This is a genomic window from Amycolatopsis thailandensis, assembly GCF_042723255.1.
Classification (GTDB): Bacteria; Actinomycetota; Actinomycetes; order Mycobacteriales; family Pseudonocardiaceae; genus Amycolatopsis; species Amycolatopsis thailandensis.
The window spans coordinates 24,524-37,203 of the sequence record NZ_JBHXJK010000030.1 but is presented as its reverse complement, the minus strand read 5'-3'; the positions used below and the strand labels follow the sequence as shown (position 1 = coordinate 37,203).

Sequence of the window (12,680 nt, the reverse complement as noted above, 5' to 3'; positions counted from 1 at the left end):
GTCAGGCCTCGAACGCGCCGAGGACGAGACCGGCGTGCTTGCGCCAGACGTCGTCGCCCTGGCCGGCGGTCAGCTCCACGATCCGGCCGAGCGCGAGGATCTGCAGGCCGATGTCCGAGGAGGTGATGTCGTCCCGCAGCCGCCCTTGCCGCCGCGCGCGCTCGACCAAGCCGTCGAGACTCTCGGCGAGATGCGCGCGACAGGCTTCAAGAGCGCCTTCGGTGACAGTGAGCCCGTCGAGGAACGCCCGGTGCCGGGCCATCATCGCCAGCGTCCGCTCGACGATGAGGCTGATCCCCTCCCAGGCGTCCTCCGCCGCTTTCGCGCTTTCGGAGACGGCCTCCCACTCGGCGACGTCGTCTGCCAAGACGGCCTTGACCAGGTCTTCTTTCGTCGGGAAATGCCGGTACACGGTGGCGACGCCGACACCGGCTCGCCGGGCGACCTCGCGGACGTCGGTCGCGAGCCCGCGTTCCGCGAAGGACTCCCTAGCGGCCTCCAGCACTTGGCCGCGGTTCCGCGCAGCGTCCCAGCGTTGACGTCGCGAAGTGGTCATGCCGAAATCCTACCTTTTCCGGAACATGCGTTTCGGATACGGTGATGTTCCGGAACACGTGTTCCGGAACTGGAGGGAAAGCATGTCCACGATCGTGATCACCGGGGGAACCGACGGCCTCGGCCGCGCGCTGGCCGCCGACAGACTGCGCGAAGGCCACACCGTCGTCGTGGTCGGCCGGAGCGAGGCGAAGTTCCGCTCGTTGACGGGCGACGCGCATTTCATCAAGGCCGACCTGCGCGAAGTGTCGGAGAACTTCCGCGCCACCGGGGAGATCGCCGAGCGTTTCCCCGTCGTCGACACGCTGGTCCTGGGGGCCGCGTACGTGCACCGGGACAGGCAGTTGACCAGCGAAGGTTTCGAGCACACCTTCGCGCTGTACTACCTGAGCCGCCACATCTTCGCCTCGGAACTCCAAGGCGTACTCGGGGCCGCCGAGCAGCCGCTGATCCTCGACACCACCGTTCCCGGTGCGCCGAAGGACGCCATCCGCTGGGACGACTTCCAGCTGTCACAAGGCTTCACCTGGAAGGCGGCGAATCAGCAGAGCCGCCGGATGGGGCTGCTTTCCGCGGCCCGGCTCGCTTCGGACCACGTCCGGTACGTCCTCTACAACCCGGGCTTCGTCCGCACCAGCCACCAAGGCGCCCTCGGCAAGACCTCACGAAAGATGGTCGGTGTGCTCGCGAAGCTCCTGGGCACGCCGCCGGAAAAGGCGATCCGGCCGATGCTCGACCTCATCGCGAACCGGCCGGAGGCGCCCCTGAGCGCTTACCAGCGCGACAAGCGGCTCACGGTCGACGCCGACAGTAAAGAGGCAGAGCGCCTCCACACCGCAACAACGCGGCTGCTGAAGTCGATCTGACCTGCGAAGATGCGTTCGCCGGAAAAATTTCCAAGCCAGTGTCGAATCGGCGGGACGCCCTTCGTATAGGCAGTGACACCAAGGAGGACGCCATGACCCAGTACCTGATCAGCCTGTACCAGCCCGACGGCCCCGTCCCGCCGCCGGAGTTCCTCGAGCCGATCGCGCGCAAGATCCAGGCGCTCAACGACGAGATGAAGGCCGCGGGCGCCTGGGTGTTCGCCGGCGGGCTGCACCCGCCGACCACGTCGACCGTGCTGCAGGCCAAGGAGAACGGCGCGATCGCGATGACGGACGGCCCGTACGTCGAGGGCAAGGAACACCTCGGCGGGTTCACCGTCGTCGAGGCACCGGATCTGGACGCCGCGCTCGAATGGGGCCGCCGGGTCACCGAGATCACGTACCTGCCCGTCGAGGTCCGGCCGTTCCAGGGCGAGGAAGGCCCTTCGTGCGTCTGACCGCCGACGAGATCGGCCGGGTCTTCACCGAGGAGTACGGCCGCGCGGTGGCCGTACTGGTCCGCGTCTTCGGCAGCATCGATCTCGCCGAAGACGCGGTCCAGGAAGCCTTCGCCACGGCGGTGGACCGGTGGCCGTCCACCGGTCTGCCGCCGAGCCCGGCGGGCTGGATCATCACGACCGCCCGCAACAAGGGCATCGACCGGATGCGCCGCGAAGCCGCGCGCGAAGACAAACACGCCGAGGCCGCGCTACTCGGTGCCACCAACGAACCAGCCGAGGAGGGACCTGTGCGCGACGATCGCTTACGCCTGATCTTCACCTGCTGCCACCCCGCGCTGGCCGTCACCGCGCAGGTCGCGCTGACGCTGAAACTGCTGGGCGGGCTGACCACCGGCGAGATCGCGCACGCGTTCTTCGTCCCCGAAACGACGATGGCGCAACGGCTTGTCCGGGCGAAGGGCAAGATCCGCGACGCGAAGATCCCGTACCGGATCCCGGAGGACGCCGATCTGCCGGACCGGCTGCGTTCGGTGCTCGCCGTGATCTACCTCGTGTTCAACGAGGGACACACGGCCAGTTCGGGCGAACGGCTGGTGCGGGAAGACCTGTGCGCCGAAGCGATCCGGCTCGGCAGGCTGCTCACCGGCCTCATGCCCGACGAACCGGAGGCCACCGGGCTGCTGGCGCTGATGCTGCTCACCGAGTCGCGGCGGGCCGCCCGCACCGGCGCGGACGGCGACGTCGTCCTGCTGGCGCACCAGGACCGGTCGCGATGGGACCGGGAGCTGATCACCGAAGGGCAAGCGCTGGTCCGCGCCTGCCTGCGGCGGAACCAGCCCGGGCCGTACCAGATCCAGGCGGCGATCAACGCCGTCCACAGCGACGCGGCCGACGCGGGGAGCACGGACTGGTCGCAGATCGTCCAGCTGTACGACCTGCTGCTGGCGACGAATCCGACGCCGATCGTCGCGCTCAACCGCGCGGTGGCGGTCGCGGAAGTCGACGGCCCGCGGGCGGCGCTCGACGTGATCGACGGCTTGGAACTGGCCGAATACCACCTGTACCACGCCATCCGAGCCGATCTTCTGCACCGGCTGGGCCGCTCGGCCGAATCGGCGCGGGCGTACGAAACCGCGATCCGGCTGGCGGAGAACGACGCCGAACGCCGGTTGCTGGAGCGGAAGCTGGCCGCCGTCAGTCCGTGATCAGCCGTGCCGGGCCTGGCCCCTTCGCCGCGAGGAAGTCACCGGGGTTGACCAGCACGCACTGCTCGAAGGAAAGGCAACCGCAGCCGATGCATTCGGTGAACCGGTCGCGCATGCACTCCAGCTGCTCGATGCGCTTGTTGAGCTCCGCGCTCCAGCAGGCGGAGGCGCGCTGCCAGAAATCGTGATCCGGCGCGGCGCCTTCCGGCAGCAGGTCGAGCACGCCGCCGATCACCTCCAGCGGGATGCCGAGATGGTGCGACGCGCGGATGAACGCGACCAAACGGAGTGTCGCGCGGGGGTAGCGGCGCTGGTTTCCGCTGGTCCGCCTGCTGTTGATGAGGCCCTGGCGCTCGTAGAACCGCAGGGCGGAGGTGGCGACGCCACTGCGCCGGGACAGCTCCCCGATGGTGAGTTCGGCGGACGGCTCGGTCATGGACACGATCCTCCCTTGACTTGAACCCTTGTTCAAGTTTCATGCTGGAGGCATGACAGCACAGGGGACCTCCGAATCGACCATCCACAAGGGACATTGGCCGACACCGAACGCGGAGACGGCCGTGGTGGCGCGGGAGTGGCCGGACGCCGACGCGGCGCGGGCGGCGCTCAAGAGTCACGAAGGGCTCGTCTCCTTCACCGCCTACGAAGGCATCGACCACGACGGCGCCTTCACCTACGAGCAGTGGACCAGCGAAGACGCCATCCAGGACCTGGACGGCGCTCCCGTGTTCCACCTTTACCGCGGGCAGCGCGGCGAGGGGACGCCCGGCTGCCTCGTGATCGTCTCGGTCGAGTTCGAAGGCCCCGACGAGCGGCGGCAACGCGACTGGATCGACCTCGTCTTCGAAGCGATGGCTTCGGAACCGGCGCGGCCGGACGGCGGGATCTCGGGCTACTTCCACGTGAGCACCGACGGGACCCGGGTGCTGAACTACGCCGAATGGGCCGGCGTCGAAGCGCACCTCGCGGCGCTCGCGGCCCCCGGCGCCGACGGCATCGGCACGACGGACGTGTGGAAGAAGGTGCAGACCTACCCGGGGATGTCGGGTGGTTCGGTCAAGCGGTACCGCCCGATCCTCTCGGCGGTGGCGGCATGAAGCCGATCCTGGTCGCCGGCGCGACGGGCAACGTCGGATCGCAGGTGGTCGCCCAGTTGCGGGCGAGGGACGTCCCGGTCCGGCCGCTGAGCCGGAACCCGCCGCCGGACGGTGTCCGCGGTGACCTGGCGAAACCCGAAACGATCGCGCCGGCGCTCGACGGCGTCGACACGGTGTTCCTGATGCTCTCCGGATCCGCCGAAGCACTGGTCCCCACCGTTTCGCTGCTCGGCGAGCGCGTGAAGCGCGTGGTGTTCCTGTCCTCGGGCGCCGTCGACGATTCCCTGACGGAGCAGGTCAATCCCATCGGCGCCTGGCATCGCGTCGTCGAAGAGGCGATCGAAGCCGCGGGCGTGGAGTGGACTTTCCTTCGGCCGCACGCCTTCGCGACCAACACGCTCGGCTGGGCGGCGTCGATCCGCGCGGACGGCGTCGTCCGCGGCGCGTACGGTGAGGCGTCGATGCCGCTGATCCACGAGAAGGACATGGCGGCGGTGGCCGTCGAGGCGCTGACCGGCGACGGGCACGCGGGGGCGAAGTACTCGCTCACCGGCACGCGGCCGATGACGCAGATCGAGCAGGTGCGGATCATCGGTGAGGCCGCGGGCCGCCCGGCGCGCTGGGAGGAGATCCCGCCCGAAGAAGCGCGGGCGGCCATGCTCGCGAAGATGCCGGACTTCGTCGTCGACACCATGCTGGGCGGGCTGCGGGGCCTGTTGACGGAACCGGGTCCGGTCACCTCGACCGTCCGGGACGTCACCGGCGGGCCGGGCCTGGACTTCGAGGTCTGGGCCGCCGAGCACGCCGCCGCGTTCCGCTAAACTCGGGTTCGTGTCGACACCGGTTCATGCCGCGGCGGTCCACTAGCCGCCGTTCCTGAAAACGCCCTCCACGGAGCAACGTCCGCGGGGTCTCTTCACCGCGGGCGGAAACAGGAACGGAAACCATGAACCCCCAGTCCACAAAGGACGGTGGTCGGCGCTGGCTGACCACCGTCGGCTCGAAACCACCTCGGAACGTCGTCGCCGTCGACGACGGGACCACCGCCGACGAGGCGTTCCGGCTCGCCTTGTCCGGCACCGGCCTCGCCTGGCACGGCGACTTCCCGAACGCGCGGAACCTTCTCGCCGCGCTGTCCCGCCGCTGCGGCACGGCGGCCGGGAAACCCTTTCAGGACCAGCGGAACCATCAGGCACGCCGAGCGCGGATCCTCGGCAGGCTGCTGGTTCCGCTGGATCCAGGCCACGTCCTGCCGCTGCGACGCGGACCGGACGTCCGGGTGGCCTGCACCGAGGTCTACGGCCCCTCCGAAACCGCGTCACTGGTGTCGCTGCGCGAACTGCTCGGCGTCGTCGGCGCGCACGAATGGCGCGTGAAGGGCGTTGAAATCCCGGCGCTCGGCGCGAAGATCCATCCGCACCACGGAGTCTTCTCCCCCATCCGCGGCGAGTACGTCGACCTGGTGGCGAGAACTCCGTTACCCGCGAAGGAACTGGCGTTCGACATCGGCACCGGGACCGGCGTGCTCGCCGCGGTCCTCGCCCGTCGCGGCGTCGAGCACGTGGTGGCGACCGACAACGAGCCACGCGCCATCGCCTGCGCACGCGACAACTTCGACCGGCTCGGCCTCCGAGGGCTCGAAGTCCTCGAGGCGGATCTGTTCCCGCCCGGTCGCGCGCCGCTGGTCGTCTGCAATCCGCCCTGGCTGCCGTCCAGGGCGCACACCCCGCTCGAACGCGCCGTCTACGACCCGGGAAGCCGGATGCTCCAAGCGTTCCTGGACCGGTTGCCCCGGCACCTCACGCCCGGCGGGGAGGCTTGGCTGATCCTGTCCGACCTCGCCGAACTGCTGGGCCTGCGCACGCGCGAGCGACTCCTTGGAGCGTTCGAGCGTTCCGGGCTCGAAGTACGCGGCAGGGAGGACGTCCGGCCGAAGCATCCCAAGGCCACGGATCCGGGCGATCCACTGCACGCCGCCCGTTCGAAGGAGGTGACTTCGCTGTGGCGGCTCACAGTCCGAGCAGCGCCCGCGCCTGACTGATGAACACGCGGGCGGCGGGGCTGACCGGCCCCTCCGTCCGCCAGGCCAGCGCCAGTTTCGCCCGCAGCCCGGCCGGGCGCGTGATCTCCATGGCGTGCAGTTCCGTGTAGTGCGTCGCCAGCGACATCGGCACCACGGCGACGCCGAGCCCGCGCCCGACGAGTTGGGCGACGACGTTCGGGTCGCCCGCTTCCAGCGTCACCCGCGGCTGGGCGCTGTCGGCGAGGAAGGCCGCGTCGACGATCGCCCGCATGCCGGTGCCCTTCGGCAGGCTGACCAGCGAACGGCTTTCCAGCTCCGACAGCGTGATCGTGGCGTGCGCGGTGAGCGGATCCTCCGGCCCGGAGACTGCGACGAGCGGCTCGTCGAGGACGACTTCGAGGCCGATCCCCGGCGGCGGTTCACCGGACACCCCGATCAGCGCGACGTCGAACCGGCCGTCGGCGACGCCGGCGAGCAGGATGTCGGAGGTCGCCTCGGCGAGCGTGATGTCGACGGCGGGATGGCGCTCGTGGAAACGCGCGAGCAGATCCGGCAGGTTGACCGGGCCACGCGAGGACACCATGCCCATCGCGACCTGGCCGCGGACCAGCCCGGTGAGATCGTCGACCGCCTGCCGCACCCCGGCGACGGCGGCGAGCGCGGCCCGGGCATGCGGGAGTGCGGCGGCGCCGACCTCGGTCAGCCGCACCGCCCTGGCCGACCGGTCGAGCAGCGGCTGGCCGAGTTCGCGTTCGAGGCGGCGGATCTGGGCGCTGACGCCGGGCTGGGCGACGTGCAGCCGCTCGGCGGCCCGGGTGAAATTCGCCTCGTCGGCCACCGCGACGAAGTATTCGAGCTGACGCAGTTCCATAACCGATGATTCTAGTTGCCAGACAAACCAGATCTTGGACTTATGATCAGAGAGGGCGCACGCTGGTGTCATGACCACACTGCTCCGCTCCGGCGACTCCGGATACGACCAGGAACTCGCCGGCTTCCAGACCGCCGTCTCCCGCCGCCCCGACGTCATCATGGCCGCCACTTCGGCCGCCGACGTCGTCGAAGCCGTCCGCTACGCCGCCGAGCACGACCTCCCGATCGCCGTGCACTCGACCGGGCACGGCGTGGGCGTCCCCTTCGAGGGCGGTGTCCTCGTCACCACCCACCTGATGACCGGGATCCGGATCGAAGACGGCATCGCACGGGTCGACGCGGGCGTGCGCTGGGGTGCGGTCATCGAAGCGGCGGCCGAGCACGGGCTGGCGCCGCTGAGCGGGTCCTTCCCCGGGGTCGGCGTCGTCGGCTACACCCTCGGCGGCGGGTTCAGCCTGCTCGGCCGCGAGTACGGCCTGGCCGCCGACCAGGTGACCGCGATCGAGGTCGTGACCGCCGACGGCGAACTCCGCCGCGCCACCCCCGACACCGAGCAAGACCTGTTCTGGGCGCTGCGCGGCGGCCGCGACAACTTCGGGATCGTCACCGCGCTGGAGTTCCGGCTCGTCCCGGTCACCCGGTTGTACGGCGGCAGCCTGCAATTCGGCACCGGATCGCTGGCCACGGTGCTCCGCGCCTGGCGCGACTGGGCGGCGGAGATGCCGCGCGGGATGACGTCGTCGCTGGGCATGGTCCCGATGCCGGACCTGCCGATGGTGCCCGAGCCGCTGCGCGGGCAGCACGTCGCGCAGATCCGGATCGCCTACCTCGGTGACGCCGCCGAGGGCGAACGCCTGGTCGCCCCGCTGCGCGCCGCCGCCGAGCCGCTGGGGGACACGCTCGCCGAGATCCCGTTCACCGAATCGGGCAAGATCGCGAACGAGCCGCCGTTCCCGCACGGCTACCGCGCCGACAACGTCACCGTGTCCGAACTCAACGACACCATGCTCGACGCGATCCTCGAACACGCCGGACCGGGCGCCCCGGTGCCGACCGTCGTCCTGCTGGACCTGCTCGGCGGCGCGCTGTCCGACCAGCCCGAACACCCCGGGGTCGGCTGGGACCGGGAAGCCGCCTTCACCGTCCGTGCACTGTCCGTAGTGGACGATGCCTCGCCCGCCGAGATCAAGGCCGCCCACGGGAAGCTGTTCGACGTGCTGAAGCCCTGGTCGACCGGCAAACTGCTGACCTTCGTCTACGGCGAAAGCGACGCGGCCGAAGAAGCGTCCAAGGTGTATTCCGCGGCCGATCTGCGACGGCTCGCCCAGGTCAAGGCGGCCGTCGATCCGGCGAACCGGTTCCGGTTGACCCACAACGTCAAACCCGCGCGTGACGCTGGGTGAACTACGAAAAGCGCCGCACCGAAGCTCCCATCCGCGCGAAGACGTAGCGAACGGCATGCCTATACTTCCGGGCCGACACCGCCGTTGGGAGCATTTGTGCGCGCTTTGGACCATGACGAGTTCCTCGCCATGCGCCGGTTCCCCGCGCTCGACGGGCTGCGCGCGATCGCGGCCACCATCGTGATCCTCTTCCACTTCGCGGGTCCGAAGTGGAGCTGGCTTTCCGGCTGGGTCGGGGTCTACATCTTCTTCGTGCTGTCCGGTTTCCTGATCACGACGCTGCTGCTTCGTGAGCAGGACCGGACCGGCCGGATCTCGCTTTCGGCGTTCTACCTGCGCCGGGCGTTCCGGATCCTGCCGCCGTATCTGGTGATCCTCGGCGGCATCGTCGTGTTCGTGCTGCTGCGCGGCGAATTCCTCGCCCGCGACTTCCCGCACGCGCTGAAGTACTACCTGACCTTCTTCAACGAGTTCCTGCCCGGCAGCGAGTCCGACACGAGCGGCCAGGACAACTTCTTCACCGGCTCGTGGACGCTGGGCATCGAGGAGAAGTTCTACCTGGTCTGGCCGTTCCTCCTGGTGATCGCCGGTGCCGTGGGCCTGGCCGCGGCCTGGCGCAAGCTCGCACTGGCGTTCGCCGCGTTCGCGCTGATGGCCGGGCTGGTCGGGGTCACCGGCGGCTGGGTGCTCGACGGGCCGCACGTGCCGATCTACCGCTCGACGGTGCACTACGCGATCCTGCTGACCGGCTGTGTGCTGGCGGTCGCGATGCACTACCGCCGGTCTTACGCGGTGATCAAACCGCTGACCCACCCGCTCGCCGCGATCCCGGTGTTCGGCGCGTTCGCCCTGCTGCACGTCAACATGGAGAGCCTGTGGCGGCGGCCGGGCACCAACCTGGGCCTGCTGATCGCCTACGGCGTGCTCTCGGCGCTGCTACTGGTCGTGTTGGTCTCGCCGGGTCCGCTGCGATGGCTGCTCGCGACGAGGGCGATGCGCTTCGTCGGCGAGCGCTCCTACTCGCTCTACCTGCTGCAAGGCCCGGTGCACTTCGTCGTCGTCGAGGCCGTCCCGCCGCTGGGCGAGAACCGGATGATCAGCGCGCTGACCGTGTTCGCCGTCGGGCTCGGGATCGCGGACCTGATCCACCGCTGGGTGGAGCAGCCGATGATCCTCACCGGCAAGAAGCTGATCGCGCGCCGCCAGGAACGCAAGGCGCTGCGTGCGGCCGAAGCCGAACTCGAGGCGCCGAACTCCGTCGAGGCTCCCAGCGGCGCGCGCTGATCCCTCGCGTTTCGTCCTCTGAATGCGGTAGTTGCCCACGCAAGTACCGCATTCAGAGGACTAATTGCGGCGATCAGCGCGAGATCGTGACGACCGGGATCACCCGATCGGTCTTCTTCTCGTAGTCGGCGAAGCCCGGCATCGTGCTGATCATCTTCGCGTAGAGCCGGTCACGCTCGGCGCGGTCTTCGAGGACGACCGTCGCGGTCGCTTCGAACTTCTCCGTGCCGACCTCGATGGTGACCTTCGGGTTCGCCACGATGTTGTGGTACCAGGCCGGGTTCTTGTCCGCCCCGGCGTAGGACGCGGCGATGACGTACTTGCCGTCGTCCTCCGTGTACGCGAGCGGCGAGGTGCGCGGTTCGCCGCTCTTCGCCCCCGTGGTGGTGAGGAGCAGCAGGGAGCCGCCCTCGAACGGGCCGCCCACCTTCCCCTCGTTCTCGCGGAACTCCTTGATGATGTTCTTGTTCCAGTCGAGCATTTCGGACATCTGTTCCTCCAGTGTCGATCTCCCTGCCGCCGAGGCTACTCAGTCCTCACGGGCTTTGCGGCGCTGCGCCTCGGCGCGCTCCCGGCACTTGCGCAGGAATTCCTCGTCGTCTTCAGCGCTCGTCGCGGCGAAGCGACCGGGCCGGTCGTACTCCGGGAACGACGGCGACTCGCGCTCGTAGCGGCCGCGCGGGGCCCGGGCGGCGTGCTGCGGACGGCCGGCGACGAGCCAGACGATCGAGCCGACCAGCGGCACGATCAGCACCAGCAGCAGCCACATCGTCTTGGGCATGTTGCGGCATGATCCCTCGTCGGTGGTGATCACGTCGACGATGCAGAAGATCCACAGGCCGAGGGTGAGAACGCCGAAAAAACCATTGAAATACAGCATCGAAAATCTCCCCAGTTCCGGATTGCCGGGGTAATTCTTAGCACAGGAGGACGTCGAGAATTCCCTTGGCCACGTCCATCGCGTGCGCCTGTCCCGGGCATCGCTTCGGTCCTGCGCCGAACGGGCGTTCCGTCAGGTCCACCTCGACCACGGCGCCGTTGATCCACCGCCGGGTGACGCGGACGGGCGGGTCCTCACGCAGGACCCGGTCGAGCAGACCGGCGGCGTCTTCGCCGGGCCGATGGGCCTCCAGTGCCTTGCCGACCAGCTTCGCCGTCGCGTCGCAGGCCTGCACCAGTAGCCCGATCCGCGCGGCCGTCCGCTCGTCGGCGTCACCACCGCAGCCCTCGATCAAGCGCCGCATGGCCTTTTCGGCGTCGGGCCCGGTTTCGGTGTGCGGGTGATAGGCGGCGGAAACCGTCGCGATGTCGCGGGAAACGTCCGGCAATCCGAGTTCCGCGGCCAGGACCGCGACCGGGACCGTCCGCAGGATCCGTTCCACCGGCTCGTCCCTTGATTCCCGGGTGAGCTCGAAAGCCTTTTCCCGCAAGGCGCTCATCGGCGTGAGTTCGGCGACCACGAGCGCCCGCCGGCGCGCGTGGTCCTCCGGGCGGCTGAACCGGGCGACGTTCGCCCTCAGCCACCGGACACCACCCGGTTCGACGTCCTGGGGCACCGGCGGGACGGGGGCTTCGGCGAGCGGATTCTCCATACCGTGACGCTAAGTGCGGAACGCTTCGGTCACGACCGAAACGTCGGCCCGCCGTCGTTGTTATGGTGACCGGGTGACGGTCGTGTCGGAGGCAACCGAAGTCGACGGCGCGGGGCGGACGGCGCAACCGCGCCAGTTGATCGTGACCGTGTACGGCCTCTATTCACGCGGTGAGGGCGGCTGGCTCTCGGTCCGTTCCCTGATCGACCTGCTGGCGGGCGTGGCCATCGAGGAACCCGCCGTCCGCTCGTCCATCTCCCGGCTGAAGCGGCGCGGCATCCTTTCCGCGGTGCGCCGGAACGGGGCGGCCGGATACGAGCTTTCCGAAACGGCGCTGGCGATCCTGCGCGAGGGCGACGAGCGGATCTTCCGCCGGGAACGCGCCACCCCCGGCGACGGCTGGCTGCTCGCGGTGTTCTCCGTCCCGGAAGCCGAACGGCACAAAAGGCACGTTCTTCGCACCCAGCTCGCCCGGCTGGGCTTCGGGACCGCGTCGTCCGGCGTCTGGATCGCGCCGGCGCATCTGCGCGACGCGACCTCCGACATGCTCCGGCGGCTCGAACTGGAGGGCTACGCCGATCTCTTCCACGCCGAGCACCTCGCGTTCGGCGACGTGCGGGCGAAGATCCGCGACTGGTGGGACCTCGACCAGCTGGAAACGCTGTACACCGCTTTCCTCGACGAGCACGCGGCCGCGCTCCGGCGCTGGCAGCGGCGCAAGACCACGGACGAGGCCGAGGCGTTCGCCGACTACGTCCGGGTGCTGACCGACTGGCGGCGCCTGCCCTACCTCGACCCGGGCCTGCCCGCCGAGCTGCTGCCGTCCGGCTGGGCCGGGATCCGGGCCGCGGACCTGTTCTTCACGCTGCACTCGCGGCTGGGCGAGGCCGCGGCCGCGCACGTCTCGCGCACGCTCTAAACGACCGCGAAGCCCTGCACTTCCACAAGGGCTTCGACGTCCCAGAGCCGGCTGACGCCGATGCCCGCCATCGCGGGGTACTCGCTCCCGGCCAGCCGCTTCCACACCGCGCCGATCTCGCGCCCGTGCGCCTTGTAGTCGTCCATGTCGACGATGTAGATGGTCACGCTGCACAGATCGGCAGGCTCCCCGCCCGCCGCGCGCAACGCGGTGAGCAGATTGGACAGCGCGCGTTCGAACTGCTCGACCACGCCATCGCCGACGATGCGGTTTTCCTCGTTCAACGCCGTCTGACCGGCGAGGAAGACGAACCGTCCACTCGCCGCGACGGCGTGCGAGAAGCCGGAGGGGCGGCCGAGTCCTGTCGGGTTGATGCGCTCCATACGGGTCAGCATATCCCGC

The 12,680-nt window shown here is 69.5% G+C and carries 16 protein-coding genes; 9 read left to right on the top strand and 7 right to left on the bottom strand.

The features are described 5' to 3' along the window. Position 1: 1 nt before the first annotated feature. Positions 2–556: a TetR/AcrR family transcriptional regulator gene (locus tag ACFWMR_RS14725; RefSeq protein ID WP_093933146.1), complete on the bottom strand. Its 555-nt coding sequence runs from the start codon at positions 554–556 to the stop codon at positions 2–4. Between the two features lie 82 nt (positions 557–638). On the opposite strand from ACFWMR_RS14725, the gene ACFWMR_RS14720 reads away from it, so the two are divergent. The 3 genes from ACFWMR_RS14720 (at position 639) to ACFWMR_RS14710 (ending at position 3,087) form a co-directional block, all read left to right on the top strand. Continuing rightward, positions 639–1,421, top strand: a complete 783-nt coding sequence (locus ACFWMR_RS14720) for an SDR family NAD(P)-dependent oxidoreductase (protein WP_378378705.1) — start codon at positions 639–641, stop codon at positions 1,419–1,421. 92 nt (positions 1,422–1,513) lie between these two features. Continuing rightward, on the top strand, positions 1,514–1,879 hold the full coding sequence (locus ACFWMR_RS14715; protein ID WP_378378704.1) for a YciI family protein: 366 nt from the start codon (positions 1,514–1,516) through the stop codon (positions 1,877–1,879). Continuing rightward, positions 1,870–3,087, top strand: a complete 1,218-nt coding sequence (locus ACFWMR_RS14710) for an RNA polymerase sigma factor (protein WP_378378703.1) — start codon at positions 1,870–1,872, stop codon at positions 3,085–3,087. The genes ACFWMR_RS14715 and ACFWMR_RS14710 overlap by 10 nt, the downstream gene beginning before the upstream one ends. Here the strand turns inward: ACFWMR_RS14710 and soxR are convergent. Then, entirely contained in the window at positions 3,077–3,523 is a 447-nt protein-coding gene (soxR, locus tag ACFWMR_RS14705; RefSeq protein ID WP_378378702.1) for a redox-sensitive transcriptional activator SoxR, read from the bottom strand. The two genes, ACFWMR_RS14710 and soxR, sit on opposite strands and share 11 nt — an antisense overlap. A gap of 52 nt (positions 3,524–3,575) precedes the next feature. Between soxR and ACFWMR_RS14700 the strand changes: the two genes are divergently transcribed. From ACFWMR_RS14700 to ACFWMR_RS14690, 3 genes are all read left to right on the top strand, one after another. Further along, positions 3,576–4,184, top strand: coding sequence for a hypothetical protein (locus ACFWMR_RS14700; protein ID WP_378378701.1), 609 nt, complete (start codon positions 3,576–3,578; stop codon positions 4,182–4,184). Then, entirely contained in the window at positions 4,181–5,005 is an 825-nt protein-coding gene (locus ACFWMR_RS14695; protein WP_378378700.1) for an NAD(P)H-binding protein, read from the top strand. The genes ACFWMR_RS14700 and ACFWMR_RS14695 overlap by 4 nt, the downstream gene beginning before the upstream one ends. A gap of 125 nt (positions 5,006–5,130) precedes the next feature. Further along, positions 5,131–6,225 (top strand): methyltransferase, encoded by a 1,095-nt coding sequence (locus tag ACFWMR_RS14690; RefSeq protein ID WP_378378699.1) that lies wholly within the window; start codon positions 5,131–5,133, stop codon positions 6,223–6,225. Here the strand turns inward: ACFWMR_RS14690 and ACFWMR_RS14685 are convergent. After that, the gene (locus ACFWMR_RS14685; protein WP_378273844.1) at positions 6,194–7,078 is read right to left on the bottom strand and encodes a LysR family transcriptional regulator; all 885 of its coding nucleotides are present in this window, start codon (positions 7,076–7,078) and stop codon (positions 6,194–6,196) included. The genes ACFWMR_RS14690 and ACFWMR_RS14685 overlap by 32 nt on opposite strands. Before the next feature lie 70 nt (positions 7,079–7,148). Between ACFWMR_RS14685 and ACFWMR_RS14680 the strand changes: the two genes are divergently transcribed. Together ACFWMR_RS14680 and ACFWMR_RS14675 are read left to right on the top strand one after the other, a co-directional pair. Continuing rightward, positions 7,149–8,483, top strand: a complete 1,335-nt coding sequence (locus ACFWMR_RS14680; RefSeq protein ID WP_378378698.1) for an FAD-binding oxidoreductase — start codon at positions 7,149–7,151, stop codon at positions 8,481–8,483. 96 nt (positions 8,484–8,579) lie between these two features. Then, complete coding sequence (locus ACFWMR_RS14675; RefSeq protein ID WP_378378697.1) at positions 8,580–9,767, top strand: acyltransferase family protein; 1,188 nt, start codon at positions 8,580–8,582, stop codon at positions 9,765–9,767. Between the two features lie 73 nt (positions 9,768–9,840). On the opposite strand, the gene ACFWMR_RS14670 is transcribed toward ACFWMR_RS14675, so the two are convergent. Genes ACFWMR_RS14670 through ACFWMR_RS14660 form a run of 3 tightly spaced genes read right to left on the bottom strand, consistent with a single transcriptional unit; the run spans position 9,841 to position 11,359 of the window. Then, entirely contained in the window at positions 9,841–10,257 is a 417-nt protein-coding gene (locus tag ACFWMR_RS14670; RefSeq protein ID WP_093933157.1) for a nitroreductase family deazaflavin-dependent oxidoreductase, read from the bottom strand. Between the two features lie 39 nt (positions 10,258–10,296). Continuing rightward, on the bottom strand, positions 10,297–10,647 hold the full coding sequence (locus ACFWMR_RS14665; RefSeq protein WP_378378696.1) for a PLDc N-terminal domain-containing protein: 351 nt from the start codon (positions 10,645–10,647) through the stop codon (positions 10,297–10,299). A 37-nt stretch (positions 10,648–10,684) separates the two neighbouring features. Next, positions 10,685–11,359 carry an oxidoreductase gene (locus ACFWMR_RS14660; protein WP_378378695.1) on the bottom strand — a complete coding sequence of 225 codons (675 nt, stop codon included), beginning with the start codon at positions 11,357–11,359 and terminating at the stop codon, positions 10,685–10,687. Between the two features lie 73 nt (positions 11,360–11,432). On the opposite strand from ACFWMR_RS14660, the gene ACFWMR_RS14655 reads away from it, so the two are divergent. Beyond that, positions 11,433–12,278 (top strand): PaaX family transcriptional regulator, encoded by an 846-nt coding sequence (locus ACFWMR_RS14655; protein WP_093933160.1) that lies wholly within the window; start codon positions 11,433–11,435, stop codon positions 12,276–12,278. On the opposite strand, the gene ACFWMR_RS14650 is transcribed toward ACFWMR_RS14655, so the two are convergent. Further along, on the bottom strand, positions 12,275–12,673 hold the full coding sequence (locus ACFWMR_RS14650) for a RidA family protein (protein WP_378378694.1): 399 nt from the start codon (positions 12,671–12,673) through the stop codon (positions 12,275–12,277). The genes ACFWMR_RS14655 and ACFWMR_RS14650 overlap by 4 nt on opposite strands. Positions 12,674–12,680 lie beyond the last annotated feature (7 nt).

Bases quoted from the DNA above. Each gene is read 5' to 3' on its own strand.
- soxR (WP_378378702.1), bottom strand. From the start codon at position 3,523: ATGACCGAGCCGTCCGCCGAACTCACCATCGGGGAGCTGTCCCGGCGC.
- ACFWMR_RS14685 (WP_378273844.1), bottom strand. From the start codon at position 7,078: ATGGAACTGCGTCAGCTCGAATACTTCGTCGCGGTGGCCGACGAGGCG.
- ACFWMR_RS14720 (WP_378378705.1), top strand. From the start codon at position 639: ATGTCCACGATCGTGATCACCGGGGGAACCGACGGCCTCGGCCGCGCG.
- ACFWMR_RS14695 (WP_378378700.1), top strand. From the start codon at position 4,181: ATGAAGCCGATCCTGGTCGCCGGCGCGACGGGCAACGTCGGATCGCAG.
- ACFWMR_RS14700 (WP_378378701.1), top strand. From the start codon at position 3,576: ATGACAGCACAGGGGACCTCCGAATCGACCATCCACAAGGGACATTGG.
- ACFWMR_RS14650 (WP_378378694.1), bottom strand. From the start codon at position 12,673: ATGCTGACCCGTATGGAGCGCATCAACCCGACAGGACTCGGCCGCCCC.
- ACFWMR_RS14715 (WP_378378704.1), top strand. From the start codon at position 1,514: ATGACCCAGTACCTGATCAGCCTGTACCAGCCCGACGGCCCCGTCCCG.
- ACFWMR_RS14665 (WP_378378696.1), bottom strand. From the start codon at position 10,647: ATGCTGTATTTCAATGGTTTTTTCGGCGTTCTCACCCTCGGCCTGTGG.
- ACFWMR_RS14725 (WP_093933146.1), bottom strand. From the start codon at position 556: ATGACCACTTCGCGACGTCAACGCTGGGACGCTGCGCGGAACCGCGGC.
- ACFWMR_RS14690 (WP_378378699.1), top strand. From the start codon at position 5,131: ATGAACCCCCAGTCCACAAAGGACGGTGGTCGGCGCTGGCTGACCACC.
- ACFWMR_RS14680 (WP_378378698.1), top strand. From the start codon at position 7,149: ATGACCACACTGCTCCGCTCCGGCGACTCCGGATACGACCAGGAACTC.
- ACFWMR_RS14660 (WP_378378695.1), bottom strand. From the start codon at position 11,359: ATGGAGAATCCGCTCGCCGAAGCCCCCGTCCCGCCGGTGCCCCAGGAC.
- ACFWMR_RS14670 (WP_093933157.1), bottom strand. From the start codon at position 10,257: ATGTCCGAAATGCTCGACTGGAACAAGAACATCATCAAGGAGTTCCGC.